Here is a 25714-nt window from a genome sequence, read left to right as displayed (position 1 = left end):
GCACGCCTCGGAGACCAGCAGCGCGACCATGGAGGTGGGCAGGGCCTTCATCCGGGTGGTGCGCCCGACGCGCCCGCCCCGCGGCGGCGGCACGGCCCGCGATCAGGCCGGCGGCACGACCGCCACGGGGCACGGTGCGTGGTGCAGCCCCGCATGGGCGACGGACCCGATCCGCGCACCGACGGCGGAGCGGTGAGCCCGGCGGCCGACCACGAGCAGCCGCGCACGGGCGGACGCCGACAGCAGCACCTGCCCCGCGCTGCCGATCTCGACGTGTTCCCTCACCGGCACCTGGGGGAAGCGCTCCCGCCAGGGCGCGAGCGCCTGCTCCAGCGCCTGCTTCTCGTACGGCACCAGCCCTCCCGCCTCGTCGGCCAGGTGCATCGACCCCGGGCTGTAGGCGTAGAGGGAGGGCAGGCTCCACGCCCGCACCGCTCGCACGGTGGCGCCGTGCGCGGCCGCGGTCTCGAAGGCGAAGCCCAGCGCCGCCGCGCTGTCCTCCGGCGAGCCGTGCTGGCCCACGACGATCTCACCGCCGTCCTGCGGCCGCGCCTCCTCCTGCTCCTGTGGCTCCCCGTCCCGGACACGGACGGCGACGACGGGGCACGTGGCCGAGGCGATCACCTGCTGACCGTAGGAGCCGAGGAGGAAGCCGACGATCGCGCCGTGGCCACGGGACCCGAGGGCCAGCATCTCGGCGCGCTCGCCCTCGCTCAGCAGCGCGGAGACCGCCGTGTCCGCTACCACCTCGACGCCGACCGGCAGGTCCGGGTACCGCTCGGCCACATGCTCCTGGGCCTCGCGCACCACACCGTCGGCCGACCGTGCCTGCGTCTCCCTGTCCTGGACGATCGGCACGTCCAGCGGCTGCCACAGCCAGGCGTGCACGATACGGAGGGGGAGCCCGCGGAGCGTGGCTTCACGAGCCGCCCAGCCCGTCGCGGCCAGGCTCTCCGGTGATCCGTCCACTCCTACGGTGATGGGTCGAGCCATGGGGGGTGAGTCTCCGTCCGGTCGAGAGGCGCGGCCACGACCTGCGGCCGAATGCGACCGGATTCGGGTTCCCCGTTCGCGCTCTCCCCACACCTTGCACCAGGCCGGGCAACCGCCCGAGCGAGGCTCGTCGACCGCCGGGCGGACCGGTCACGGAAGCACCGGCGGACCAGCCACGCCGGCACCAACAGAGCGCTGCGCGTCCAGTGTGTCGGCACTGGGCGCGCAGCGCTCTTCCCCTTCACGGCTCGCTCGGCCCCCGGGCGCACCAGCCCCCTTCGGACCACCGGCCGCCGTTGACGGTCAGCGAGTGCCGACCGCAGCGCGCACGGCCCGCCGTGCCAGCGCGCAGTCATCGTGCAGCCGCCGCAACAGCAGCCGCTGCTCCTCCCCGGACGAGATCGCTCCGTGCTGGGGCTGTGCGGTCCCGGCCGGAGCCGCGTCCCGCATCGTCCGCTGCACCGCGGTCTCGTACGTCCGGATCTCCCGGGTGAGCACCAGCATCAGGTTCACCAGGAACGCGTCCCGCGTCGCGGGACCCGACTGCTGCGCCAGCTGGCTGATCTGGCGCCGCGTCACCGGCGCGTCGCCCAGGACGGCCCAGAGCGTCGCGAGGTCGTACCCCGGCAGATACCAGCCCGCGTGCTCCCAGTCGACCAGCACCGGACCCGTCGGCGCCAGCAGGATGTTCGACAGCAGCGCGTCACCGTGACAGAACTGGCCCACGCCCTGCCGACCGCCCGTATGCGCCAGGCCGTGCAGCAGCTTCTGCAGATCGCCGAGATCACGGTCCGTGAACAGCCCCAGCTCGTGGTAGCGGGCGATCCGCGACGCGTAATCCAGCGGTGCGTCGAACATTCCGGCCGGCGGTCGCCACGAGTTGAGCCGGACGATCGCCCCGAGCGCCGCGCGGACGTCCGCACGCGGCGGGGCCTCGGAAGGGTGCCGTGCGAGGGCCGCCGGACGCCCCGGCATCCGCTCGACGACGAGCGTGCAGTTGTCCGGGTCCGCGGCGATGAGCCGCGGCACACGCACCGGCGGGCGGTGCCGGACGAACGCACGATATGCAGTTATTTCGTGCCTGAACCGCTCGGTCCACACCGGCGACTGATCCAGTAAGCACTTGGCCACGGCCGTGGTGCGTCCCGTCGTACCGACGAGGAGTACCGAGCGGCCGCTCCTGCGCAGCACCTGGACCGGATTGAACTCCGGGCAGATGCGGTGCACGGACGCGATCGCCATCCGCAGCTGCGCGCCCTGAGGGCCCGACAAGTCGATTCGCCCGCTGAGCGGTTGACCGACCGCCCCCGGCCACCGCCGGGCCCGGCCGGTGGGGGAGGGATCGAGAAACGGCCCGCCGCCGGCCTGCAGGGAACGCTGCGGGCGGGGCGGGGCGGACACGGAGGACGATGCTGTGTACATGGGAGATACAGATCCCTTCGTGTGCCGGCAAGTCATGTGCGCGGCCCTGCCCCGGAAGCCTTCGGCACCCTGGGGAATGCTCTCGGGTCCCGGGGCGGGGTGGCGCGTTCCTACCTGACACCGGATCGCGGGTGGCACACCATCTGGCGGACCCTGGCGAACCCTGGCGAATAGTCGCAACGCATCTGACAGGGGGTTACTGTCAACTCAGCCGAGAACCTGGGGGCTTGACGTGACCGGAGAACCCAACACCCGCCTGGCAGATCTGTTCGGCCTCGCCGGCTGGTCCAAGGGCGAACTCGCGCGGCTCGTTAACCGGCAGGCGGCGGCCATGGGCCATCCGCAGCTGGCGACCGACACCTCGCGGGTCAGGCGCTGGATCGACATGGGGGAGACCCCGCGCGATCCCGTGCCCAGAGTGCTGGCAGCTTTGTTCACCGAGCGACTCGGCCGTGTCGTGACCATCGAGGACCTCGGGTTCGTACGGCACGGACGCACGGGAAAACGGCGGGACGTCGGCGGTACCAAGAACCCTGACGGCCTGCCCTGGGCGCCCGAACGTACGGCGGCGGTCCTCACCGAATTCACGGGAATGGACCTCATGCTCAACCGACGCGGCCTGGTGGGCGCGGGCGCCGCGCTCGCCGCAGGCTCCGCACTCAGCAGCGCCATGCACGACTGGCTGCAATCCGACCCCGCACTCGCCTCCGACACCCCTCGCCGCCACGACCCCCTGCACGCCGACCCCGCTGGGTTCGACCGCTATGAGGCCGCCCCCATCGGGTCGCAGGAGATCGAGGCACTGGAACGCTCGGTCGAGGTGTTCCGTGCCTGGGACGCGGCCCGCGGTGGCGGGCTCCAGCGCAAGGCGGTCGTGGGCCAGCTCAACGAGGTGGGAGGCATGCTCGCCTTCCACCACCCCGATCACCTCCAGCGGCGCCTGTGGGGCGTCGCCGCCAACCTCGCCGTCCTCGCCGGCTGGATGTCCCACGACGTCGGCCTCGAACCCACCGCACAGAAGTACTTCGTCATCGCCGCCCACGCGGCCCGTGAGGGCGGCGACCGTCCCCGCGCCGGCGAAGCACTCTCCCGGGCCGCCCGCCAGATGGTGCATCTCGGCCGCCCGGACGACGCCCTCGACCTGATGAAGCTCGCCAAGACCGGCTCGGGCGAGGAGATCCTGCCGCGTACGTACGCGATGCTGCGCACCATCGAGGCCTGGGCGCAGGCTGCCATGGGTCGCGGCCAGGCCATGCGCCGGACCCTGGGCGAGGCCGAGGAGCTCTTCGTCTCCGACAAGGGCGATGTGCCACCGCCCAGCTGGATGCAGATGTTCGACGAGGCGGACATGCACGGAATGCAGGCCCTCGCCTACCGCACCCTCGCCGAGCACGAGCCCACCGCCGCCAACACCGCACAGCGCCACGCCAGGCAGGCGCTGCAACTGCGGGAGGGCGGCCGCCAGCGGTCGAAGATCTTCGACTACATCTCCATGGCGTCGGCCTGCTTCATCGCCGACGACCCGGACCAGGCCGACCGGTACGCCCGGCTGGCGCTGGTGTCGATGGGGGAGACCTCGTCGCACCGCACCTGGGACCGGCTCCGTGAGATGTACAGGCTCACCGGACAGTACTCCGGCTACGCGAAGATCGAGGACCTCCGCGAGGAGATCCAGATCGCCCTGCCCAACAGCCCGTCGAAGCGCTCGCGGAACAAGGAGATCTGAGGGCACCCAACACGCCGGAACCGAGGGTGCGCTCTTTTACGCACGTACTCGACACGGAGAGCTGAGCAGGAGCCCGGAAGCGCCGCCTGCCCGGGAATCACGGGTCTGTCCGGTCCAGGCCGTGTCTGACGCGACCTAGCCGCTGATCCTGGCGACCATCACGCAGGCGTCGTCCTGACGCTCGTTCCCACCGAACTCTTCGACGATCAACCGTACGCACTCCTGTGCGCTCCGGGAGCCGTCGAAGCGGGAGGCGAGAGCGAGGAGTCGGTCCGCTCCGGACCCGTCGTAGGCGTCCGCGCTCCTGGTCAGACCGTCCGTGTGCAGCACCAGCAGATCCCCGGGCAGCAGCCCGATCTCCGCCTGCTCGTACTCGGCTCCGGTGGTCGCTCCGAGGAGCACCCCGTCCGGCTGTGTCAGCATCCGCCCCGTCCCGCCGCGGAACAGCAGCGGGGCGGGGTGTCCCGCCTGCGCCCAGGAGAGCATCCGGCTGTCCGGGTCGTAGTGGCAGCACACCGCGCTGCCGAGGGCAGGCTGCGCCGACGAGTCCAGCAGCTGGTTGAGATGGCCCATCAGGGCGCCGGGCCGGATGCCGGCCACGGCCATCCCGCGCAGGGCGCCGAGCAGCATGGCCATCGTGGACGTCGCGGTCACGCCGTGGCCGGTCAGGTCGCCGACGCTCAACAGCATCCGGTTGCCCGGAAGTTCAAGCGCGTCGAACCAGTCGCCGCCGATCAGCGCACTGCTCGCGGACGGCACGTACTGCCCGGCCAGATCCAGTGCCGTGGGGCCGTCCTCGGGGAGTGCGAGCGGGCCGCGCCACGGCGGCAGCACCGCTTCCTGCATCTCCATCGCGATACGGCGCTCGGTCAGGTCGAGATGCTGTCTGCGGGCGAGCGTGTCGCGCGATTCGCGTACGGCGCGCTGTGTGCGTCGCAGCTCGCTGACGTCTCGTAAGACGGCCCACATCGACGCGGTGCAGCCGTCGGCGTCGAGGACCGGCTCGCCCATCATGTGGAGCGTGCGGACCCGGCCGTCGGTACGGACGATGCGGAACTCCCCGTCGATCGGCCTTCCGTCGATGAGGCAGTCCGTCACCATCGCGGTGAGCAACCCCTGGTCCTCGGCGAACACCATGGACGGCAGCTCGTCCAGCGACATCGGACCGTGCTCCGCCGGCCGGCCGAAGATCTGGTACAGCTCCTCCGACCAGACCACCTCGTCCGTCAGCAGATTCCACTCCGCGCTGCCGACCCGGCTGAGCAGCGAGCCGGTGTGCTCGGTCACGTGCTCGTACGGTCCGGGCTCCTGCGTACCGAAGGCTTCCGTGCCGGCGCCGGACTCTTCCGGTCCCGGCCCGTCGACCAGGTCCGCCGACGCCGGGATGCCCTCCTTGAGCTGGCCCAAGTGCGTTCCGAGGTCATCGAGCTGATGCACGGCCAGATCGCACAGTGCCCGCTGCCAGCGCCCCTGCGGGTCGTCCTCGTCCACCACCGCGTCACGCCGGACCGCGTCCACGTCCCCGCGCAGGCGGCGGGTCTGCGAGATCAACTCGTCCACCGAGCCGCGCCTCGGCGGCTGCGGGGCGGGGCGGTCCGCGAACAGATGGGACGGCATGTCGTACTCCGATGCAGGCGCGGCATGTCCAGGTCTCAAGGAATGGACCGGTTACGACTGTTGCACAGGGAGCGAAGGCACGTAAGGGATTTGGCAACACTCGATATGGTGGTGCATCCGGCATATGCCGTTGGCCCGACGGGGGTACGTCACCCCTCGACCGGCCGGAGCACCGCGCGGACCGCGGAGTCCGGCTGCAGCGTCAGGCCCGTCCTCGGCGCCACCTCGCCCGGCCCGGCGTCGACATGGAAGCGCTGCGCCAGTGTCGCCAGCACCAGCACCGCCTCCACCATCGCGAACCGTGCACCCAGACAGGCCCGGGCGCCCCCGCCGAACGGGAACCAGGCGTGATCAGGTATCCCGGGCTCGGCGTCCGCGTCCCACCGTTCGGGCCGGAACTCCTCCGGGTCGGGGAACCAGCGCGGATCCCGGTGCGCGCTCCACTGGCTGGACCAGACGACCGTCCCTGCCGGAACCGGCAGCCCGCCCAGCTCCGAACCCTCCTTCGCTATGCCCGTCATCAGCCACACCGGAGGGAACAGCCGCAGGGTCTCCTTCAGCACCTGCTCGGTGTACGGAAGTTGACGCAGATCGTCGAACTCGGGCGTACGGCCCGCGAGAACCTTCTCCAGTTCCCCGGCGAGCCGCGCACGGGCGGCCGCGTTCCGGGACAGCAGGTACCAGGCCCAGGTGAGCGTCGTCCCGGTGGTCTCGTGGCCGCCGATGTAGAGCGTCACCGCCTCGTCGCGCACCTCCTTGTCCGACAGGGGCATGCCCTCCTCGTCGCGGGCCGCCAGCAGCCTGCTCAGCAGGTCGTCCCTGTCCTCGCCACCGCGCCGCCGCTCCCCGGTCACCCGCCCGACCTCGGCGTCGATCACCGTCACGGCCCTGCGCAGCCTGCGTCGTCCCGGCGTCGGCACCCAGGACGGCAGAAACAGCGTGAGCCCTCTGAACTCGTCGCCGATCGCCCGCTGCGCGACGTCCATGGCCGACCCGATCAGGTCCTCCCGGCCGGCCGTGTCGCTGCCGAAGAGCGTGCGGACGGCGATTCGCTGGGTGAGCGCCAGCATCTCCCGCCGCACGTCGATGCTCTGCCCCGGCTGCCAGGTGTGCGCGAGCTCGGAGGCGCACTCGGTCATCGTCCGGGCGTACGACCGCACCTGCCGGGGCCGCACCGCGGGTTGTACGAGCGCCCGCTTGCGCCGCCAGGCCGGCCCCTCCGACGTCACCACCCCGTCGCCGAGGACCAGCTTGAACGCCCAGCCGAGTTCCGGGTGGCGGAACACCGTCTCGATGCCCGTGAGGAGTTCGCCGATGTGCTCGGGACGCGAGATGAACAGGGCCCGCTGTGGCCCGAGGCGCCACTCCACGACGTCACCGCAGCCGCGCAACCGCACGAAGAAGCCGAGTGGGTCACGGGCGAACGCGGGCAGATTCCCGAGCCCCGGCAGCCGGCGCGGGCCGGCTACGACCGTGTCCCGACCGGGCACTGCGGCTTCTGCGGTCATCCCGATGCCTCCCCGAGCCGTGAACCGCCGGGCAGCCCGGCGGCGTCTTCGCGTACGCGGCACGCGCACGACCACTCTGCCAGGAGTGACCGTCAGGCGTACCACGACCGCACGCCACGACCGCGTACTAGTCACGCCCATCGCGACCGGAGACTCTTCCGGACCGGACGCCCGCCTCGCCGCCCGGGGAGCCGTCGCCGGGTGGCGAGGCGGGCGGGCCGAGCGGCGGGTGCGTGTACGGGGGCACACACCCGCCGCTCTGCCCGCACACCGCCGCGGCCACGCCGGCGGCGTACGAGAGCATCGCCCCGGCCCGGTCGGGCCCGAGCCCGGCCGGACCTCCGCGGCGCAGCAGCCCGGCGGCGCCGAGCCAGGCGAGCACCGCCGCCATGAACGCGTCCCCGGCGCCGATGGTGTTGACCACCTCGACCGGCACGGCCGGTACGGACACCTGGGCGGCGGACGGAAGGAACGCCGTACTGCCGTGCGCCCCACGGGTCATGACGACCAGCCGCCCCTGCGCCGCGAGCCTGCCGGCCGACGCGGACGGGTCCGCGCCCGGCCAGAGGCACGCCAGGTCCTCGTCGCTCGCCTTCACGACATGGGCGAGGGCGCACAGTTCCCTCAGTGACGCCCCGCCTCCGTCCGTGGCCTCGCGCACATTGGGGTCGACCATCAGCAGCCCGTGACCTGCCGCCTCGCGGGCCGCCGCCGCGACCGCACCGGCCGCGGGCTCGACGACGGCGGCCAGCCCGCCCGCGTAGACGGCGCCGAAGCCGGACACCAGCTCCGCCGTCACCTCCGGCAGCCGGAACGTGGCCGTGTCCCGCAGATGGAAGTGGTAGCCCGTGCCGTCGGGGCCGGGATCGGCCACCGCCAGCGCGGTCGGCAATGGCGAGCGGGCGCACAGCGTGGTGCCGACGCCCGCCGATCGCAACCAGTCCTCCACGGTCCGGCCGAACGCGTCGCCGCCGACGCCGCCCGCGAACACCGAGGGCGTGCCGAGCCGCGCCAGCCCCACGGCGACGTTCGCCGGCGCACCGCCGGGCTGGGCGTGCCGCAGCGCCGGCAGCCGGTCGTCCGGCACGAGGTCGATGAGCGCCTCGCCCAGCACGAGGACCGATCCGGCACCGCCGCTCACGGCTCCACCACGATCTTGCGGCCCTGTCCGGCCCGGAACCGGTCGATCGCCTGCGGATACCGCTCCAGCGGCAGCCGGTCGCTGATGAAGACCGACGGATCGAGCACACCGGTCGCGAACAGCGCCGCGGCCCGTTCATAGCTGTGCAGCACCGCCATCGAACCCGTGATGGTGATCTCCTGGTTGTAGATGCGGTACGGCTCGATCACCGCCGTCGTCGCGTAGTCGCTCACCCCGAACTGGAGGAACGTGCCGCCCTTGGCGACCCGGCCGAGCCCGTCCTGGATCGCCCCGGCGTTCCCGGTCGCGTCGATCACCACGTCCCAGCCCTCGTCCGCACGCGCCAGCTCCCGCGCCGATGCAGCGGCGCCTGAGCAGCCCAGCTGCTTCGCGGTGGCGAGCCGCTCCGCGTTGATGTCCAGGACGTCGACCCCCGCGGCGCCGGTGCGCTTGGCGAGTTCCAGCATCATCAGCCCCATCGTCCCCGAGCCGTAGATCAGCACCTGTGCGCCGAGCGTGCCGCTGAGGACGTCGTATCCGCGTACGGCGCACGAGAGCGGCTCGATCAGCGCCGCGTCCCGGACGTCGATGTGCTCCGGCAGCCGTACGCAGTTCGCCACCGGTGCCACGGCGAACTCGGCCGCGCCGCCCGGGTCCGTGACGCCGATCGCTCGCCACCGGTCGCACAGGTTGCCGCGTCCGGCCCGGCAGTAGCGGCACTCGTGGCAGGGCAGGGACGGGTCGACCGCGACCCGGTCGCCCACGGTGAGTCCGGTGACGTCCGCCCCGGCAGCCACGACCGTGCCGGCGAACTCATGGCCGGGCACGATCGGCAGCGTCGGCGCGAACTCGCCCTGCAGGATGTGCAGATCGGTGCCGCACAGCCCGCACGACGCGACCTCCACCACGACGTCGCGGGGGCCCGGGACCGGGTCGGGAACGGTGGTGACGGACACCTTGCCGGGGGCTTCGACGATCGCGGCCCTCATTTGACGGCTCCAAGGGAAAGGCCCTGGACGAGCTTGTCCTGGGCGGCGTAACCGGCGGCCAGCACCGGCAGGGACACCACGACGGACGCGGCGCACAGCTGGGCCAGGAACAAGCCCTCGCTGGTGACGAATCCGGTGAGGAAGACGGGAGCGGTCTGCGCCACGACCCCGGTGAGCACGCCCGCGAAGAGCAGCTCGTTCCAGCTGAAGATGAAGCAGATCAGGGCGGTCGCCGCGATACCGGGACCGGCGATCGGCGCCACCACCCGGCCCAGCACCGTCGGCAGCCGTGCCCCGTCGACCCGCGCGGCCTCGATGATCGACACCGGCACGTCGGCCAGGAACGACTGCATCATCCAGACGGCGATCGGCAGATTCATCGAGGTGTAGAGCAGGACCAGCAGCCAGATGTTGTCCAGCAGCCCCGTGTTCCTGGCGAACAGATAGACGGGCAGCAGTCCGGCGACGACCGGCAGCATCTTCGTGGACAGGAAGAAGAACATCACGTCCGTCCACTTGCGCACCGGCCGGATCGACAGCGCGTACGCCGCGGGCAGGGCCAGCAGGAGCACCAGCACGGTGGAGAGCACCGCCGCCGTCGCCGAGTTGATGAGCGGCGGCCATGGGCCGTCGCCGCCGCGTTCGAAGAACGACCGGTAGCCGTCGAGAGTCAGCGCGGCGCCGAGCGCGGGCGGGTTGGCCGCCGCGTCCTGTTCCGAGTGGAAGGACGTGAGGAGCATCCAGCCGGCCGGCAGGCAGAAGCCGAGCCCCACCACCCAGGCGAGCAGCCCCAGCGCCGTGGACCGCCGCCGTGCGCGCCGCGCGATCCCGTCGGTGACCCTGGCGGTGACCGTGGTGTGCGTCATGCTCGGTTCGCCTCCTCACGGAAGAGGGACGAGACCACGCGCAGCGCGAACGTCGCGAGCACCATCGTGCCGATCACGACGACCACGCCCGCCGCGGACGCGAGCCCGTACTCATGAGCTTTGTAGAAGGTCTGGTAGATCGTGTACGGGAGGTTGGCCGTGCCGAGGCCCCCGGAGGTGATCGTGAACACCGCGTCGAAGTGCTGCACGATGTAGATCGAGCCGAGCAGTACGCCGAGTTCCAGATACCGGCGCAGATGTGGCAGCGTCAGATAGCGGAAGATCTGCAGGCTGTTCGCACCGTCAAGCCGGGCGGCCTCGACCATCTCGCCGGGCCGGCTCTGCAGCCCTGCGAGCAGGATGAGCATCATGAACGGTGTCCACTGCCACACCAGTGCCGCCTCGACCGCGACGAGCGGCATGCCGGAGATCCAGTCCGGCTGCGCCGGATCCGTGTCCCCGAAGAGTCCCGCGACCCATGCCCAGGCGCCGTTGAGCAATCCGTACTCCGGGTTGTACAGCACGTGCTTCCACAGCAGTGCCGCGGAGACCGGCACGAGCAGGAACGGGGTGATCAGCAGCGTGCGTACGAAGCCGCGGCCGAAGAAGGCCCGGTCCAGCAGCAGCGCCAGGCCGAGCCCGAGGAGCACGCTCACGATCACCACGGAGGCGGTGAGGAGCACCGTCGTCAGCACGGACTCCTGGAGCGCGGGGTCGGTGACCACGGTCGCGTAGTTCGCCAGTCCGGTGAACCGGCGGGCACCGGGGTCGTACGAGTTCCAGTCGAAGAGCGAGATCACCAGCGTCGCCACGAACGGCAACTGGGTGACGGCGACGAGGAAGACCAGGGCGGGCAGCAGCGGGGCGCGGGTGGCCCAGTCCCGCAGGCCGGCCCGTGGACGCACGGGTGCCGCCGCAGGTGCGGACGACATCTTCGGGGCGGTCCCGACCGACGTGCTCACCGGTACTCCTCGGCGACCTTCTCGGCCAGCTTCTGCGAGGCGGCCAGCGCCTCCGGCACCGACTTGCGGCCCGCGATCGCGGCGCTGATCTCCTGGGACACCTTCGTTCCGAGGTCGGTGAACTCGGGGATGCCGACGAACTGGATGCCCGCGGCCGGGCGCGGCTGCACTCCGGGGTTCACGGGGTCGGCGGCGTCGATGGCCTGCTTGGTGACGTCGGCGAAAGCGGCTGCGGCCTTGCGGTACTCCGGATCGGCGTACGTCGAACTCCGCTTCCCGGCCGGCACGTCGGACCATCCGACCTGCTTCCCGACCAGCTTCTCGTACTCCTTGCCGGAAGCCCAGGAGATGAACTTCCAGGCGTTGTCGGCCTTCTTGGATGCCTTCTGCATGCCGAAGGCCCAGGTGTAGAGCCAGCCGGAGCTCTCGGTCCGGTCCACGGGTGCCGGTACGTACCCGATCCTGCCCTTGACGGGCGAGTTCGCGGCCTCCAGCGACCCGGCGCCGGCCGTGGCGTCGTACCACATCGCCGACTTGCCCTGCGTCATGTTGTTGAGGCACTCGGCGTACCCGGACTGGGCCGCGCCCGCCTCGCCGTGCTCGCGCACGAGCCGGACGTAGAACTCGGTCGCCCGGGTGAACTCGGGAGAGGTGAGCTGCGCCTGCCAGTCCTTGGTGAACCAGGTGCCGCCCATGGTGTTGACGACCGTCGTCAGCGGCGCCATCACCTCGCCCCAGCCGGGCAGCCCGCGCAGACAGATGCCCTTCATGCCCTTCTCGGCCCCGTCGGCCTTCGCCGCGAGGTCGGCGACCTGCTGCCAGGTCGGTTTCGGCGGCATCGTCAGACCCTTGGCCGCGAAGACGTCCTTGCGGTACATGAGGAACGACGACTCGCCGTAGAACGGCTCGGCGTAGAGCTTGCCGTCCGCGGCCGTCAGCGAGTCGGAGAGTGGCTCCAGGATGTCGTCCTGGTCGAAGGCCTTGTCCTTGGCGACGTACGGGTCCAGCGGGTGCAGCCAGCCGTTCTTCGCGTAGAACGGCACCTCGTAGTTGCTGATGGTGGCGATGTCGTACTGGCCCGCCTGGTTGGAGAAGTCCTGGCTGATCTTGTCGCGGACCTCGTTCTCCGGCAGCACCGTGAAGTGGACCTCGATGCCGGTGCTCCTGGTGAAGTGATCCGCGGTCAGTTTCTGCAACTGCACCATCTGCGGGTTGTTCACCATCAGGACGTTGAGGGCCTCACCGTCGCCTGACGTTCCGCCGCCGCCGGCACCCGCGCAGCCCGCGAGGAGCGCCGCGACGGCCGCGACCGCCCCCAGCCGGACGGGTATGCGCGAGGGTCGCTGCCTCAGAGTCATGATTCTCTCCTTGTTTCGGGCATGCCGGAGGTGCCCAGGGGCGGCTCGTCCGGCGGGTGGTGTGCTGCGAGCGGGCAGGAAGGGCAGGAAGGGGCGGGAGTTGGCGAGTCAGACGCGGATGACCTGCGGACCGAGGAGCGAGTAGCGCTGCGCCTCGGCCGAGGGCAGCCCGGTGTCGGTGACGATCGCCTCGAAGTCGCCCACGTCGGCGAACCGGCAGAAGCTGACCGCACCGAACTTGGTGTGGATCCCCGCGAACACGCGCCGGCGGGCACTGCGCATCGCCTGAGCCTTCACCTCGCCGACGGCCGGATCGGGAGTCGTCAGCCCGTACTCCCGGGAGATGCCGTTGGCCCCGACGAAGGCCAGATCGATGACGAAGCCGGCGAGCATCCGTGTGGCCCAATGATCGACCGTCGCCATGGTGCCGCCACGCACGCGCCCGCCGAGCAGCAGCACCGAGGTCTGGTCGGCGCCGGCCAGCGCCGAGGCCACCGCGAGTGACGCGGTCACCACCGTCAGCGGCCGGTCGCGCGGCAGTGCCTCGGCGATCAGCTGTGGGGTGAAGCCCTCGTCGACGAAGACCGTCTCCGCGTCCCCCAGCAGTTCGGCCGAGGCTGCGGCGACACGGGCCTTCTGCGGCACGTTCCGCGTGGTGCGGAACGCCAGCGTGGTCTCGAACCCGGCGCTCTCCACCGGATACGCGCCACCGTGCGTACGCCGGACCAGCCCGTGCTCCTCCAGGGCGTGCAGATCCCTCCGGATGGTCTCCTTGGCGACCCGGAACCGGCCGGCCAGACCATTGACCTCGACGGCCCCGTCCTTGCGGGCCGCCTCGAGAATGCCTCGGCGGCGCTCCTCGGTGTCCACGGCACACTTCCTCGTTGCCAGCCGCTCACTCGCGCTCGCGGGTACTGCGCCCGTTCGGGCCCATGCGTCGTTTGTACAAGCACCATCCGTGTCGTACCAGGCTCTTCGCAGCTTTCGCTGTGCCCGTTCGTGCCCGTTTCATCGCAGCTGTTTGCCCAGGTCACAGACCACTTCGCGGCCGCGGCGCGGTACGACGCCGCCCGATCCGCCCGCCACTGCCGCCCGAACGGCGCCCGCTGCCCGAACGGAGCCCGACCCTCCGACAAGCGATTGTGTCTGGACAAGAAAAGTTTTCGGTGGGAGGGTGGGACCCATGTTGGACGTCACCGTGATCGAGGACCCTTCCGCGGCAGCCGTGTCGCTGGACCCGATGCGGGCCAGGCTGCTCGCCGAGCTGGCCGCGGGCCCCGCCTCGGCGACCATGCTCGCCGGCCGCGTCGGGCTCCCCCGGCAGAAGGTGAACTACCACCTGAAGGCCCTGGAGCGGCACGGCCTGGTGGAGCTGGCAGGTGAGCGCCGCAAGGGCAATGTCACCGAGCGGCTCATGCGGGCCACCGCCGCGTCGTACGTGATCTCCCCCCTCGCGCTCGCCGCGGTGCAGCCCGACCCGGGCCGCTTCCGCGACCAGCTCTCCGCGCGCTGGCTGCTCGCGGTCGCCGCGCGGCTGGTGCGCGATGTGGGCACGCTGATCACCGGAGCTGCCAGGGCCCGCAAGCGCCTGGCCACCTACGCCCTCGACGGCGAGGTGCGGTTCGCCTCCGCCGCCGACCGGGCCGCCTTCGTGGAGGAGCTGACGCGCGGCGTCAGCGCGCTCATCACCAAGTACCACGACGAGCACGCGGAAGGCGGCCGCGACCACCGGATCGTCGTGGCGCTCCACCCCACGGTCAAGCCCGACCCCGAACCATCGAGTACGCCAGAAGCACCCGCGCCCTCCATCGGCGCGCCCGAGCAGGCCTGACGAGCAGGCCCGAGGAGTCACCATGTCCAAGGAATCCAGGGAATTCGAGATCGTCCGCGAGTTCGACGTCGACGCGAGCCCCGAGCAGGTGTGGGCCGCCATCACCTCGGGCACGGGCGGCTGGCTCTGGCCGATGGAGTACGAGCCGAAGGAGGGCGGGGAGGCGCCCTACGGCGGCACCGTCACGGCATGGGACCCGCCGCACCGCCTGACGGCGCGTTCGGAGGACGTGGAGGGCATCAGCGAGCAGACCTTCAACCAGCTCGACCATGTCATCGAGCCCCGTGAGGGCGGCGGCTGCCGGGTTCGGTACGTCCACAGCGGCATCCTCGTCGACGACTGGGACAACCAGTACGACGGCGCGAACAAGCACACCGACTTCTACCTGCACACCCTGCGCCAGTACCTCACGCACTTCACCGGCCGCCCCGCCGTGTTCGCCACCCTGGACGCGCCCGCTGCCTCCACGGCCCCCGATGCGCTGGAGACCACGAGCCGTGGACTGGGCCTGCCCGACGAAGCCGTGGAAGGTTCGACGGTGCGGGTCGACCTGCCGGGCACCGGACCCGTCGACGCGGTCGTCGACTACCGCAACCAGTACTTCGTCGGACTGCGCACGGACGACGCGATGTACCGCCTCTTCGGCCGCAACCACTTCGGGGCCCCCGTCGGCGTCAGCGTCCATGACTTCGCCCCGGGTGCCGACGCCGAGAGGACCGAGCAGGCCTGGCGCGGCCGGCTCGATGAACTGTTCGCGCGGTGACGGTCTCCGCCCGCTGACGCGTCCGGCCTCATCCGCTCAACGAGCGGATGAGGCCGGTGTCTTCGCCCCCTTTGCCCCTCCGCCTCCCCGGCTTCCTCGCCGCCGCCCGCTGTCCGCCGTCACCCGCGCGCGGGCGGACGCCGGACGTCGATCACGAAGCGTTCGGGTGCGTGCAGCTTCGTGGTCTTGTACACCGGCTTGCTGTCGAAGGCCGCCCCGAAGGTGACCACGCCTTCGAAGTCGCCTGTCTGTGCAAGGCCCTTGAGCGTCGGCAGATAGATCTTGATCAGCCGTGGTCCGCGGTAGACGGACCTGCCGGCGTCGTTGTGCGCGGCGGCGGGGGAGAGCTTGATCTCCAGGAAGTACTTCCCGGCGAGCGGGACCTTGTGCCCCGTGCCGTCGTAGCGCAGGACCTTCACGGGCCGCACCGTGACCGGCGGCAGCGTGCCGCGGAGGTCGATGACGATCCGGTCGAAGGACCCGTGGCCGCCCCAGCGGGCGTCGGTGACCAGGGCGGTGGCCGGTGCGGGGTGTGCGGCCGTGGACCGGTGCGGGGCCGCGGAAGCGGGGATCGTGGCCCCGGCCGTGGCGAGGAGCAGAATGCCGGCGGCGAGAGCCGTGAGGCGCGGACGGTGGTACATGTGGCGTCCCCCATTTCTCCTGAGACGGGGACAGTGATGTCACCAGGGGAGACACTCCCGATAACCATATGGTTGCCGTGGAATCGCCGAATTCGCCTCATTCGGCGAAGGCGAGTTCGTCGTCTTCACCGTAATCGCTTCCGCCCGCCATGACCGCCCGGGCAGGACGGACACCAGCGGTCACCCCTCTTTGCGCACGTCCTCCGCGTTCCCCGGACCCGGACCTGAACCGGCACCGGGAGCGGCGTCCTGCGGACCCGCGCCCGGCTCCGCCGCTGCCGCCGGATCCAGGATCCGGTTCAGGAAGTTCCTGGTCCGCTCGTGCCGGGGTGAGCCCACCACCTGCTCGGCCGGGCCCTGTTCGACGATGACGCCGCCGTCCATGAACACCACCCGGTCGGCGACCTCCCGGGCGAAACTCATCTCGTGCGTGACGACCATCATCGTCATGCCCTCGGCGGCCAGTACGCGCATGACGGCCAGGACCTCGCCGACCAGCTCCGGGTCGAGCGCCGACGTCGGCTCGTCGAAGAGCATCACCTCCGGGTCCATGGCCAGCGCCCGAGCGATCGCGACGCGCTGCTGCTGACCACCGGACAACTGCGCCGGATAGGCCCCGGCCTTGTCGGCGAGACCCACGCGTTCCAGGTTCTCCCGCGCCACCGCCGCCGCCCGGGCCTTGTCACGTTTCAGTACGCGCCGCTGCGGCAGGGTGAGGTTCTCCGTCACGGTCACGTGCGGGAAGAGGTTGAACTGCTGGAAGACCATGCCGATCCGGCGACGTACCGCGTCGATGTCGACGTCGAGGTCGGTGACCTCCGTACCGCCCACGAACACCTTGCCCGCGCTGGGCTCCTCCAGCAGGTTCACACACCGCAGCAGCGTCGACTTGCCCGAGCCGGACGGCCCGATGACGCACACCACCTCGCCGTGGGCGACGTCCAGATCGATGCCGCGCAGCACCTCGTTGTCACCGAACGACTTGTGCAGCGAGCGGATCTCGATCTCGTTCTGCGTCATCCCGTCCTCACCTGGCCTTCTCGGTCCGTGCTTCCAGCCGGCGTACGACGAAACTCAGCGGAATCGTCACGAGCAGGTAGCACAGCCCGGCGACGAGGATCGGCGTGGAGTTCGCGGTCTGACTGGCAAGATCCCGCCCGAACTTGGTCAGTTCCCGCTCGTCCAGCGTGACGCCGAGGAACAGCACCAGCGACGAGTCCTTGAACAGCAGCACCAGCTCGTTCGTCAGCGGCGGGATCACGATACGGAACGCCTGCGGGATGATGACCGACACCATCGCGCGGGCGTGCGAGAACCCCAGTGAGCGCGCCGCCTCCATCTGGCCCTTGGGCACGGCCTGGATCCCGGCCCTGATCGTCTCCGCCATGTACGCGGCGGCGACCAGACCGAGACCGAGGGCGACCTTCCCGTACACCCCGCCGGGGATCTCGGCCCCCGGGAACGCCAGCGGGATCGCCACCCCCACGAAGATGAAGATCAGCAGAGCCGGCAGGCCGCGGAACAGCTCGATGTAGACGCTCGCGACCCAGCGGTACGGAGCCACCGACGACAGCCGCATCAGCGCCACGATCATGCCCAGCACCAGGCCGAACGCGAAGCCCGACAGGGTGTACACCACCGTGTTGCGCAGCGCGATCGTGATGATGTCCGGGAACAGCTGGCTCGCGAGATCCTTCTGCGCGAACTGGTTCTGCAGCGTGTCCCAGTCGGCCAGCACGGCGATCAGGACCACGGCCGCCACGAAGACCGCGTACTGGATCCCCTGCGACACGCGGCGGCGCTGCCGCCTGGTCAGCCGAGAGGTCACGACCGGCCCTCGGGCAGCGGCCCGATCCACTGCTCGTACAGCTTCTTGTACGTGCCGTCGGCCTTGGCGTCCGTGATCGCCTTGTCGATGGCGGCCCGCAGCTTGGCGTTGCCCTTCTTCACCGAGAAGCCGTACTGCTCACCGGTCTCGATGTTCTGCCCGAGAGCGAAGGCGTCGGCGTTGGCCTTGTCCTTGAGCCAGCCCTGGACCACGGGGTAGTCGATCACGACGGCGTCGACCTGTCCCGTGCGCAGCCCGTTCAGCACCGCGTCCGAGCTCTCGAACGACACCGGGTCGAAGCCGTGGGACTTCGCGTAGCTCTCACCGGTGGTCTCCGCCTGCGCGCCCAGCTTCGCCCCCTTGGCCTTGACCTCGGCCAGCGAGGTCACGCCGCTCTTCCTGGTGGCGAGCAACGCCTGCGTGGCGTCGAAGTACGGGACGGAGAAGTCCACGTTCTTCTTGCGCTCGTCGGTGATCGTCATACCGGCGGCGGCCAGATCGCACTGACCGGAGTTCAGGAAGGCCCCCGTCTTGAAGTTCTCGAAGGGAGTGTCGACGATCTTCTGCTCGACCTTCAGGTTCTTCGCCACGAGATCGACGAGTGCCACGTCGAAGCCGACGACCTTGCCGCCCTGCTCGAACTGGAACGGCGGATACGGCAGGTGCGTACAGGTGGTGAGCTTTCCCTTCTCGACCACCGGCACCCCGCCCGCGGCCTCACCGCGCTCCTCCTCCTTGGACGAGCAACCGACGGCGAGTGACAGCCCGGCCGCTGCCGCGCAGGCCGTCGCGAGGATGCGGATCGGGTGGGTGCGATGGCTGCCGGCAGTCCTGGACATGGTGACCTCCATGGGCGCAGGGGACGGTGGACGGCACCGCCACTCATGATCGTAGGCCACCTGGCCGTTCGCGTCCCGAAGGATCGTGGACCTGGCCGACCGATGCCCCGCGGAGCCGCCCCGGCCGTCCTGTTTCCGACGTGCGGTCATGGCCCTCGATCAGGATTCCGCACGGCTCGGCCTTGAGGAACTGGTCACCGGGACAGGGCGGTTGCGCGCAGCGGCCGGTGAGCACCGCGACGGCCGGCGGTCCGACCTGTGCGGGAACCGTCCGCGGCGGTGCGACCTCCTGCCGAACGCATGTGAGGCGCTGGGCCGGTTGGACGTGTGCGCGGCGCGCCTCGGCCGGGTGGACGGTCCGCGGTGGAGGATCGGCCCGTGACGATCCCGCAGGACGGCGGTGACCGCCGGGACGACGGCCGCTACGGCGAGGCCGTCTTCCGGCCGGAACAGGCAGGCGAGGACGACCGCATCGACCTCGGCGCGCTCACCTACGACGACATGACCCTGACGCGCCTGATGAAACTGGGCGCCGGCCCGCACTGGCACTGCCTGGACGTGGGCGCCGGCACCGGCACCGTGGCCCGCGGTCTCCTGCGCAGGGCCGGTGTCGCGGCCGTGCTCGCCGTCGACCGGGACGTCCGCTTCCTCACCGCCCACCCCACCCCGGGACTCACCGCCCTCGAAGCGGACATCACCGACCCGTCCTTCGACCCGGGCATGTTCCAGCTCGTCCACGCACGGTTCGTGCTGATGCACCTGCCCTCCCGGCAGGAGGCGATCACCAGGCTGGCCGGTCTCGTCGCGCCCGGAGGGGTTCTCGTCCTCAGTGACGCGATCGACGTGACCGCCGGGGCGGCGCCACCCGACACCCCGTACTCACGGGTCATGCGGGCGATGTGGCAGGGACTGCGGGACACCATCGGAACCGACATCACCTGGGTGACGCGCTACCCGCAGCTCCTGCACGCGGCCGGGCTCCGGTCCGTGGCCGCCGAGGTCCATGTGCCGCCCCTGATGCCCGGCAGCCCCATCAGCCGCTTCTGGGGCGGGACATGGGACCGGGCCAGGGACGCGCTCGTGGGCACCGGGCTCGTCGACGACCACGTCATCGACGAGGCGACGCGTTACCTGGACTCGCCCGACTGCGCCGCGCTCTCCCCAGGAATGATCACCTCATGGGGATGGAAACCCGAGGAGGCACCGTCATGACCCCCGTCCCCGTCCCCGATCCCGTCGACCCGGCCGAGCTGGAGCGCGTCTGGGACCTTCACACCACCAGCGAGTTCGCCACGCGGGACGTCGACGCGACGATGGCCACGATGACGGACGACCCTGTGGTGCTGCATGTGCCCACCGCGATGGGCGCCCGCGGCCGGGACGCCGTGCGCGACTTCTACGGCCGATGGTTCGTGGGGCACAACGCGGACGACTTCACCATCGCGCCGCTGACCCGCACCACGGGCCGCGATCGCATCGTCGACGAGATGCTCGTCTCGTTCACGCATGACGTACCGGTGCCCTGGATCCTTCCCTCGGTCGCCCCGACCGGCCGGCCCATCACCGTCGCGGTCGTCGCCGTCGTCTCGTTCGAGGGCCCGCTCATCTCCGGCGAGCACATCTACTGGGACCAGGCCTCGGTGCTCGCCCAGGTGGGGCTCGTCGATCCCGCGACGGTGGCGCGGCTGCCGTTCGTGACGGACCAGCGGGCCACCCTGAGCGGGGGGCCTCTCAACGAACTGATGGGCGGTGAGCCGCTCCAGGAGCGGTGACGGCGGCAGCTCCTGGCTGCTGCTGACTGTTCGTGGATGCTCGTGCGGTGTGCGGTGTGCGGTGTGCGGTGTGCGGTGTGCGGTGTGCGGGCTTGCGGGCGTGCGGGATTGCGGCTTGTTCGCGTTGCGGCGGTCGCCCGTACGGCTTTCCGACGTCCCACGTCCCACGTCCCACGTCCCACGTCCCACGTACGACGTCCGGCGCCTGGCGTCCGACGTCCGCGTCCTGCGCCTGGCGTCCGCCGTCCGTTGTGCGACCTCGGCTATCCGCGCTCCGCCTCCAGAGCCTCGACCCGGTCGCCCGCGCTCCGGGCGTTCCGGCGCGCCTGTCCGGCCGCACGGCGCGTTTCGGACACCCGCTTTCGCGCTCCGTCACGACCGGTGCGCGCGGTGCTCTCCTCGGCCCGCGCCTCGTCCAGCTCCCTGCGGGCGGCGCGCAGACGGTCCTCGGCCGTCCTGACGTCCTCGGCGAGAGCGGCCGCCCGTTCCTCCGCCTGCTCCAGCAGCGCCTCGGCCCGCTCGTGCTCGGACTCGGCCTCACGGAGCGCCTCCTCCCGCTCGCGGGCCCGCTGCTCGGCCGTCTCCGCGTCCTGGCGTGCCCGGGCGAGCTCCTTCTCCTGTGCCTTCCGTGCGTCCCGGGCCCTACGCGGCTCACGCGTCTCAGGTGTCTTGCGTGGCTCCCGTCCGTCCCCGCGGGCGGCCGGAGCCTCCGGAGCCGTGGCGGGAGTGGCCGGAGCCGGCCGGCGCGCCGCGGCGGCAAGGGCGGCCTCGGTGAACCCGACGGGCGGGCTGAGGGGCCTCACCAGCTGCGCCGTGGCCCACTCCGCCGCGGCGTCCGGGTCGGCCAGCACCGCCTGCAACGTGTCCTCGACCTCGCGCCGTACCGACTCGCTGACCGGATGCCCCGCCTCGGCGGCCAGGTCCCGCACCCGCCGGGACAGCGCACCGACGAGACGATTCCGCCGGCTGCCGAGCTCCCGCATCTGGTCCCGGTCCAGCTCCTGGTGCGCCTGCCGCAGTCCCTCGCCGAGGCGGAGCAGCCCGGCCGCCTGGTCCGGGTCGGCCCGCACGAGCAGGTTGCAGGCCCAGGCGGACAGCGTCGGACGCCGCAGCGACATGATCCTGGTCGCCAGGCCACGGTCGCCCGACGCCCGGGCGGCCGCCGCGTGCCGGCGGCGGGCGTCGGTGAAGTCCTCCGGCGGCAGCCCGTACAACTCGTCCGCGACGCTCTCCAGATCCACGGCTCACCGGCACCTTCCGTCCAGTTCCGTCCATCCTGCCTGCGTTCCTCCGGTATTCCACCCCGGGAGGACGAGAGGCGCAGGGCGGTCGCACCGCCACACCGAGCCCCCCTACAGTGGCGGCCCATGGCGAGAATCGAACTGCTGCCCTTCGACGTGACGCACGCGGCCACGGTCGCCGGCTGGCCGGCCACGTCCGGCGAAGTCGCCATGTGGTGCGGACGCCACGACTTCCCCCTGCCGCCGCGGGCGATCGCCGACTGGCAGGCGGGCGACGACGTGCGGGCCCATATGCTCCGGCGCGGTGAGGAAATCCTCGCCTACGGGGAGTTGTGGTTCGACGACGAGGAGGACGAGGCCGAACTCGCCCGGATCATCGTCTCGCCCGCCGTGCGGGCCCAGGGAATCGGCCAGGAGCTGGTCTGCCGGCTGACCGCGCTCGCCACGGACGCCGGTTACGAGGACGTCTTCATGCGGGTGCACCCTCACAACGAGCCGGCCCTGCGGTGCTACCGGCGAGCCGCGTTCCTGCCCGTCGACCCCGATCTCGCCACCGCCTGGAACGCCGCCCAGCCGGTCGACTACGTCTGGCTGCACCACAGCACGGCCCGCACGGACACGCGGTGACCACCGCCGGTCCGTGACGTCGAGCGTTCCGGTCGGTACGCACGCGGACCGCCTCCACAGACGGGGACCGCCCGTACGCACGCGGATCGCCCGTACGGATGCGGACCGCGCGTACGGATGCGGACCGCCCGACCGGACCGTCGCGTCCCGCCTCGGGGCCGCGCCACACAGCCCACCGCCCTGCCCGGACGTACCTGCACCCGGGTGGTCCGGGACCGGATGCCGTCCGCCCCGGCTCGCGGGACAGTTGTCCGACATGGGCGCCCTGAGGGAACTGTCGCCACCGCAGCGTGCGGTCATGATCGCCACGATCACCGCCAGCGTCCTGCTGTTCTCCAGCCTGACCGCCGTCATCGTCGCGCTGCCCCAGATCCAGAAGGATCTCGGCATCGACAGCTCCACCCTTCACTGGGTGATCGTCGCCGCGCTGCTCCCGCTCTGCGCCGTGGCCGTGATCAGCGGCCGGCTCGGCGATGTGGTCGGACGGCGCCGCGTGTTCCTGCTGGGCATGGTCTGCTTCGCGCTCGGCTCCGGCCTGTGCGCCATCGCTCCCGACGGCATCTTCCTGGTGGTGGCGCGCGGTGTGCAGGGCCTCGGCATCGCCCTGGCCGTACCGCTCGCGTTGGCCAACCTGACCGCCGCGCTGCCCGAGGAGCGCCACGGCTGGGCCATCGGCGTCCAGACGGCGTTCACCAGCTTCTTCGGCGTGGCCGTGCCGCTGGGGATCGCGCTGCTGGTGGAGTTCGGGAGCTGGCGGTGGGCCTTCGCCGTCTGTGTCCCCCTGAGCCTGCTCGTCGTCGTCCTGGCCCGCCGGCATCTCGTCGAGACCCGGGGACGGACCGGCGCGTCGATGGACGTGACGGGCGCCGTGCTCATGGCCTCCGGGCTCACTCTCGTTGTCTTCGCCTGCGAGCGGTCCTCCGACTGGGGCTTCGCCGCGCTCGGCACCCTGCTGCCGCTCGTCACGGGCGTCGTCCTGCTGGGCCTCTTCGTCGCGGTGGAGCTGCGCGTCGCCGACCCGCTGCTGGACCTGCGGCCGCTGCGCCGCGCCACGGTCTCCGTGCCCATGGTCGCTCTGGCCCTCGTCCAGTGCGCCTCGCTCGCCGTCGGCGTCCATGTGACGCTCTATCTGCAGCACGTGCTGGACCTCGGAGCGCTGCGCACCGGGCTTCTGCTCATGGCCGGCAGCTTCGGGACCGTCGTCCTCTCACCCTTCGTCGGACGGCTGACCGACCTCGGGTACGGCAGGTGGCTCATCGTCACGGGCCTGGTGCTGCTGGGCTGCTGCGTGCTGTGGCTCACCTACGGCGTCGCGAACCGGCACAGCACCCTGCTCGTTCCCGCCCTGCTGGTCTTCGGCCTCGCCCCGCCGCTGGTCTACCCGTCGGCGACCGCGATGATCATGGCGGCCGTGCCCGCCTCCGCGCGAGGAGTGGCGGCGAGCCTGTCGGTGCAGAGCCGGCAGATCGGCGCGACGCTGGGGCTGGCCCTGATGAACGCGCTGTTCACCACGGCGGAGTGGCGGGAGCGCAACCAACTGCTGGCGTCCACCGGCGGGGACGGCGATGTGTTCAGCCCGCGCGAACAGCGCGCGCTCGACAACGTCCTCTCGCGCGAGGAGCAACGCGAGGAACTGCTGGCCCGGCTGCCCGGCACCTCGCACGACCGGGTCCGTGCGGCCGCCGACAGCGCGTTCGTCGCCGCGATCGAGGTCAGTTTCCTGACCCTGGGAGGGCTGGTCCTGCTCAGCGCCGTCCTGCTCGCCGTGGCAGCCGGGCTCAGGCGACCGGCTGCCCCCGACCGGCGCCCTGACCCTGACCGGGCTCCTTCCCGCCGGGCGCGGGGAGCCGCTCGCTCTTCCAGGCGAGGGGGCCACGCCAGCCGTACCGCAGCGCCAGCAGTCGCAGGACGAAGGTGGCGAGCATGGCGGCGCCACTGCTGATCGGGCCCAGCAGACCGAACTGGAGCAGTACGGCGACCGTGCCCGCACCCAGCACCGACGGCAGCGCGTACATCTCACGGTCGCGGCGCAGCAGCGACGGGATCTCCATGGCGAGCAGGTCCCTGAGCACTCCGCCGCCTACCGCGGTCGCGACCCCGATGGCGGCGGCGTGGAACGGCTCGATGCCCCACACGGCGGCCTTCACCGTGCCCGACACGGTGAACAGTCCGAGCCCCGCCGCGTCGACCACCTGGACCGCTCCGCCGATGCGGTTGATCGCCGGGTGGAGGAAGAAGACGAGGCCGCCGGCGATGATCGGGGTGATGAAATAGCCCATGTCCCTGAAGGCCGCCGGCGGAATGTCGCCGATGACCAGATCCCGGAACACTCCGCCCCCCAGCGCGGTGATCTCGGCGAGCGCCATGATGCCGAAGACGTCGAACCGCATGCGGACGGCCACCAGGGCGCCGGTCACGGCGAAGATGAAGATGCCCGAGAGGTCCGCCACCAGGTGCACCGAGTGATCGAAGATCTCGTAGGTCTGCGACACTCCGCATCCCTTCCTGGCACGCGGGACCGGAAGGCTCCGCCATTGAGGCGACGCGCGGTGCCCCGCGGCCGCCGACCGCCCCGTATGCCGGTCAGGAGCCGGTCAGGAGCCGGTCAGGAGCCGGTCAGGAGCCGGTCAGGAAGGGCCTTGAGGAGATCACCGATGCCCGAAGCCGGCCCGGCGATCACAACGGTCATGTCAAAGGTTCATATGTGTCCGGATACGCCCCTTGCGTCGCGGGTAGTTCCTGCTGAAGCTCGGCCAAGCCGAACAGTTGGTCGGGGCAGGTGCACCCGCTGTCCGGCGGAACCACACATCGACAGCGGCCGGCGCAGCGTGGCGCCCTCGCTGGTCACCGGGCTCGCCATCCAGGGTGCGCTTGATCAGATGCCGGTAGCCCCTTCCGGCGGACCACTGGGAATCGCCATGCGAACGATCGCTTCGAACCCGCCCGGAACGCCGTGCGGCGCCGGACCCCACCGGGTCCCGGCCTCCCGTCACGGGCCGGGCCTGGCCGTGTCCGTCCATGCCTTCACCGTGCCCGCGACGCCCGGCGAGGTCCCCGCCGCACGCAGGAGAGCCGCGCGGGTCCTGCGGGAGTGGGGGCTGTGCGAGGACGGGCTGTACACCGCCTCACTGGTGATCTCCGAGCTGGTCGGCAACACGGTGCGGCACGCCGTCCCGCATTCCGACAGAACGACGGTGAAGCTCACCAGGACCCGTACGGCACTGACACTGACCGTGCACGACGAGCACCCCTTCCTGCCGGAGCCGGTCTTCACCGCCGATCCCGGACAGGACCGCGGGCGGGGCCTGATGATCGTCGACACCCTGGCCCGCGAGGCGGGCGGCGCACTGCAGGTGGGCCGCGTGTCCGAGCGCGGCAAGGAGGTACGAGCGGTGTTCCCCGCGACCGACTGCGCGCCCCACTGCACGGACGGCGCCGGGGCCGGGGCGTGTCCGGCCGACGGGTGCCCCGTCATGCACTTCCGGCGGGAGCGGCGCGCCGGCTGACCGCGGGCCGTCCTGACGCCGCAGCCGGGCGGCGTCAGGACGTACAGGTCAGGATCCGGACGCGCAGGTCGGGATCCAGGCGTA

At 71.3% G+C, this 25714-nt stretch carries 23 protein-coding genes and 1 pseudogene; 8 read left to right on the top strand and 16 right to left on the bottom strand.

From position 1 onward, the window contains the following. Positions 1-102: 102 nt before the first annotated feature. Positions 103-993, bottom strand: coding sequence for a universal stress protein (locus ACIQMR_RS15500; protein ID WP_401386398.1), 891 nt, complete (start codon positions 991-993; stop codon positions 103-105). Between the two features lie 303 nt (positions 994-1296). Further along, positions 1297-2415, bottom strand: a complete 1119-nt coding sequence (locus ACIQMR_RS15495; RefSeq protein ID WP_401386395.1) for an aminoglycoside phosphotransferase family protein — start codon at positions 2413-2415, stop codon at positions 1297-1299. 232 nt (positions 2416-2647) lie between these two features. Here ACIQMR_RS15495 and ACIQMR_RS15490 point away from each other — a divergent pair, with 232 nt between their 5' ends. Continuing rightward, positions 2648-4141, top strand: coding sequence for a hypothetical protein (locus ACIQMR_RS15490; RefSeq protein WP_401386392.1), 1494 nt, complete (start codon positions 2648-2650; stop codon positions 4139-4141). 135 nt (positions 4142-4276) lie between these two features. Here the strand turns inward: ACIQMR_RS15490 and ACIQMR_RS15485 are convergent, their stop codons facing one another. The 8 genes from ACIQMR_RS15485 to ACIQMR_RS15450 form a co-directional block, all read right to left on the bottom strand. Continuing rightward, on the bottom strand, positions 4277-5758 hold the full coding sequence (locus ACIQMR_RS15485) for a PP2C family protein-serine/threonine phosphatase (protein ID WP_401386389.1): 1482 nt from the start codon (positions 5756-5758) through the stop codon (positions 4277-4279). A gap of 149 nt (positions 5759-5907) precedes the next feature. Then, positions 5908-7266: a cytochrome P450 gene (locus ACIQMR_RS15480; RefSeq protein WP_401386386.1), complete on the bottom strand. Its 1359-nt coding sequence runs from the start codon at positions 7264-7266 to the stop codon at positions 5908-5910. A 127-nt stretch (positions 7267-7393) separates the two neighbouring features. Further along, positions 7394-8407 carry a PfkB family carbohydrate kinase gene (locus tag ACIQMR_RS15475; protein ID WP_401386383.1) on the bottom strand — a complete coding sequence of 338 codons (1014 nt, stop codon included), beginning with the start codon at positions 8405-8407 and terminating at the stop codon, positions 7394-7396. Beyond that, complete coding sequence (locus tag ACIQMR_RS15470; protein ID WP_401386380.1) at positions 8404-9396, bottom strand: zinc-dependent alcohol dehydrogenase family protein; 993 nt, start codon at positions 9394-9396, stop codon at positions 8404-8406. Before ACIQMR_RS15470 ends, ACIQMR_RS15475 begins: the two co-directional genes overlap by 4 nt. Next, the gene (locus ACIQMR_RS15465; RefSeq protein WP_401386377.1) at positions 9393-10262 is read right to left on the bottom strand and encodes a carbohydrate ABC transporter permease; all 870 of its coding nucleotides are present in this window, start codon (positions 10260-10262) and stop codon (positions 9393-9395) included. The genes ACIQMR_RS15470 and ACIQMR_RS15465 overlap by 4 nt, the downstream gene beginning before the upstream one ends. Further along, positions 10259-11194 (bottom strand): carbohydrate ABC transporter permease, encoded by a 936-nt coding sequence (locus ACIQMR_RS15460; RefSeq protein WP_401386889.1) that lies wholly within the window; start codon positions 11192-11194, stop codon positions 10259-10261. The genes ACIQMR_RS15465 and ACIQMR_RS15460 overlap by 4 nt, the downstream gene beginning before the upstream one ends. A 26-nt stretch (positions 11195-11220) precedes the next feature. Continuing rightward, a complete protein-coding gene (locus ACIQMR_RS15455; RefSeq protein WP_401386374.1) occupies positions 11221-12582 on the bottom strand; it encodes an ABC transporter substrate-binding protein in 1362 nt (453 codons plus the stop codon). A 108-nt stretch (positions 12583-12690) separates the two neighbouring features. Beyond that, entirely contained in the window at positions 12691-13452 is a 762-nt protein-coding gene (locus ACIQMR_RS15450) for a DeoR/GlpR family DNA-binding transcription regulator (protein WP_401386371.1), read from the bottom strand. Positions 13453-13765: 313 nt separating this feature from the next. On the opposite strand from ACIQMR_RS15450, the gene ACIQMR_RS15445 reads away from it, so the two are divergent. Continuing rightward, entirely contained in the window at positions 13766-14413 is a 648-nt protein-coding gene (locus ACIQMR_RS15445; protein WP_401386368.1) for an ArsR/SmtB family transcription factor, read from the top strand. A gap of 22 nt (positions 14414-14435) precedes the next feature. Further along, the gene (locus tag ACIQMR_RS15440) at positions 14436-15176 is read left to right on the top strand and encodes an SRPBCC domain-containing protein (protein WP_401386365.1); all 741 of its coding nucleotides are present in this window, start codon (positions 14436-14438) and stop codon (positions 15174-15176) included. 119 nt (positions 15177-15295) lie between these two features. On the opposite strand, the gene ACIQMR_RS15435 is transcribed toward ACIQMR_RS15440, so the two are convergent. The 4 genes from ACIQMR_RS15435 to ACIQMR_RS15420 form a co-directional block, all read right to left on the bottom strand. Further along, positions 15296-15817, bottom strand: coding sequence for a hypothetical protein (locus tag ACIQMR_RS15435; protein ID WP_401386362.1), 522 nt, complete (start codon positions 15815-15817; stop codon positions 15296-15298). A 180-nt stretch (positions 15818-15997) separates the two neighbouring features. Then, positions 15998-16837 carry an amino acid ABC transporter ATP-binding protein gene (locus ACIQMR_RS15430; RefSeq protein ID WP_401386359.1) on the bottom strand — a complete coding sequence of 280 codons (840 nt, stop codon included), beginning with the start codon at positions 16835-16837 and terminating at the stop codon, positions 15998-16000. A 7-nt stretch (positions 16838-16844) separates the two neighbouring features. Continuing rightward, entirely contained in the window at positions 16845-17645 is an 801-nt protein-coding gene (locus ACIQMR_RS15425; protein ID WP_401386356.1) for an amino acid ABC transporter permease, read from the bottom strand. Then, entirely contained in the window at positions 17642-18484 is an 843-nt protein-coding gene (locus tag ACIQMR_RS15420; RefSeq protein WP_401386353.1) for an ABC transporter substrate-binding protein, read from the bottom strand. Before ACIQMR_RS15420 ends, ACIQMR_RS15425 begins: the two co-directional genes overlap by 4 nt. A gap of 378 nt (positions 18485-18862) precedes the next feature. Between ACIQMR_RS15420 and ACIQMR_RS15415 the strand changes: the two genes are divergently transcribed. Both ACIQMR_RS15415 and ACIQMR_RS15410 read left to right on the top strand, forming a co-directional pair. Beyond that, complete coding sequence (locus ACIQMR_RS15415) at positions 18863-19696, top strand: class I SAM-dependent methyltransferase (RefSeq protein WP_401386350.1); 834 nt, start codon at positions 18863-18865, stop codon at positions 19694-19696. Then, a complete protein-coding gene (locus ACIQMR_RS15410; RefSeq protein WP_401386347.1) occupies positions 19693-20256 on the top strand; it encodes a nuclear transport factor 2 family protein in 564 nt (187 codons plus the stop codon). Before ACIQMR_RS15415 ends, ACIQMR_RS15410 begins: the two co-directional genes overlap by 4 nt. A gap of 263 nt (positions 20257-20519) precedes the next feature. Here the strand turns inward: ACIQMR_RS15410 and ACIQMR_RS15405 are convergent, their stop codons facing one another. After that, on the bottom strand, positions 20520-21497 hold the full coding sequence (locus ACIQMR_RS15405) for a hypothetical protein (RefSeq protein ID WP_401386344.1): 978 nt from the start codon (positions 21495-21497) through the stop codon (positions 20520-20522). A 126-nt stretch (positions 21498-21623) separates the two neighbouring features. On the opposite strand from ACIQMR_RS15405, the gene ACIQMR_RS15400 reads away from it, so the two are divergent. Together ACIQMR_RS15400 and ACIQMR_RS15395 are read left to right on the top strand one after the other, a co-directional pair. Beyond that, on the top strand, positions 21624-22124 hold the full coding sequence (locus ACIQMR_RS15400) for a GNAT family N-acetyltransferase (protein WP_401386341.1): 501 nt from the start codon (positions 21624-21626) through the stop codon (positions 22122-22124). A gap of 256 nt (positions 22125-22380) precedes the next feature. Further along, a pseudogene (locus ACIQMR_RS15395) lies at positions 22381-23595 on the top strand (MFS transporter); the annotation flags it as partial. A 307-nt stretch (positions 23596-23902) separates the two neighbouring features. Here the strand turns inward: ACIQMR_RS15395 and ACIQMR_RS15390 are convergent. After that, on the bottom strand, positions 23903-24616 hold the full coding sequence (locus ACIQMR_RS15390) for a trimeric intracellular cation channel family protein (protein WP_401386339.1): 714 nt from the start codon (positions 24614-24616) through the stop codon (positions 23903-23905). Between the two features lie 426 nt (positions 24617-25042). On the opposite strand from ACIQMR_RS15390, the gene ACIQMR_RS15385 reads away from it, so the two are divergent. Next, a complete protein-coding gene (locus ACIQMR_RS15385; protein WP_401386336.1) occupies positions 25043-25630 on the top strand; it encodes an ATP-binding protein in 588 nt (195 codons plus the stop codon). Positions 25631-25714: the final 84 nt, after the last annotated feature.

This window comes from Streptomyces sp. NPDC091376 (genome assembly GCF_044757085.1).
In the GTDB taxonomy this organism is placed as follows: domain Bacteria; phylum Actinomycetota; class Actinomycetes; order Streptomycetales; family Streptomycetaceae; genus Streptomyces; species Streptomyces pratisoli.
Note: the sequence above shows the minus strand (reverse complement) of the source record. Positions and strands in the feature narration are given on the sequence as shown.

What these genes read in the sequence shown, in the direction of transcription:
- ACIQMR_RS15500 (WP_401386398.1), bottom strand. Translation starts at nt 993, where the DNA reads ATGGCTCGACCCATCACCGTAGGAGTGGACGGATCACCGGAGAGCCTG.
- ACIQMR_RS15495 (WP_401386395.1), bottom strand. Translation starts at nt 2,415, where the DNA reads ATGTACACAGCATCGTCCTCCGTGTCCGCCCCGCCCCGCCCGCAGCGT.
- ACIQMR_RS15485 (WP_401386389.1), bottom strand. Translation starts at nt 5,758, where the DNA reads ATGCCGTCCCATCTGTTCGCGGACCGCCCCGCCCCGCAGCCGCCGAGG.
- ACIQMR_RS15480 (WP_401386386.1), bottom strand. Translation starts at nt 7,266, where the DNA reads ATGACCGCAGAAGCCGCAGTGCCCGGTCGGGACACGGTCGTAGCCGGC.
- ACIQMR_RS15470 (WP_401386380.1), bottom strand. Translation starts at nt 9,396, where the DNA reads ATGAGGGCCGCGATCGTCGAAGCCCCCGGCAAGGTGTCCGTCACCACC.
- ACIQMR_RS15465 (WP_401386377.1), bottom strand. Translation starts at nt 10,262, where the DNA reads ATGACGCACACCACGGTCACCGCCAGGGTCACCGACGGGATCGCGCGG.
- ACIQMR_RS15460 (WP_401386889.1), bottom strand. Translation starts at nt 11,194, where the DNA reads ATGTCGTCCGCACCTGCGGCGGCACCCGTGCGTCCACGGGCCGGCCTG.
- ACIQMR_RS15455 (WP_401386374.1), bottom strand. Translation starts at nt 12,582, where the DNA reads ATGACTCTGAGGCAGCGACCCTCGCGCATACCCGTCCGGCTGGGGGCG.
- ACIQMR_RS15445 (WP_401386368.1), top strand. Translation starts at nt 13,766, where the DNA reads ATGTTGGACGTCACCGTGATCGAGGACCCTTCCGCGGCAGCCGTGTCG.
- ACIQMR_RS15440 (WP_401386365.1), top strand. Translation starts at nt 14,436, where the DNA reads ATGTCCAAGGAATCCAGGGAATTCGAGATCGTCCGCGAGTTCGACGTC.
- ACIQMR_RS15435 (WP_401386362.1), bottom strand. Translation starts at nt 15,817, where the DNA reads ATGTACCACCGTCCGCGCCTCACGGCTCTCGCCGCCGGCATTCTGCTC.
- ACIQMR_RS15430 (WP_401386359.1), bottom strand. Translation starts at nt 16,837, where the DNA reads ATGACGCAGAACGAGATCGAGATCCGCTCGCTGCACAAGTCGTTCGGT.
- ACIQMR_RS15420 (WP_401386353.1), bottom strand. Translation starts at nt 18,484, where the DNA reads ATGTCCAGGACTGCCGGCAGCCATCGCACCCACCCGATCCGCATCCTC.
- ACIQMR_RS15410 (WP_401386347.1), top strand. Translation starts at nt 19,693, where the DNA reads ATGACCCCCGTCCCCGTCCCCGATCCCGTCGACCCGGCCGAGCTGGAG.
- ACIQMR_RS15400 (WP_401386341.1), top strand. Translation starts at nt 21,624, where the DNA reads ATGGCGAGAATCGAACTGCTGCCCTTCGACGTGACGCACGCGGCCACG.
- ACIQMR_RS15385 (WP_401386336.1), top strand. Translation starts at nt 25,043, where the DNA reads ATGCGAACGATCGCTTCGAACCCGCCCGGAACGCCGTGCGGCGCCGGA.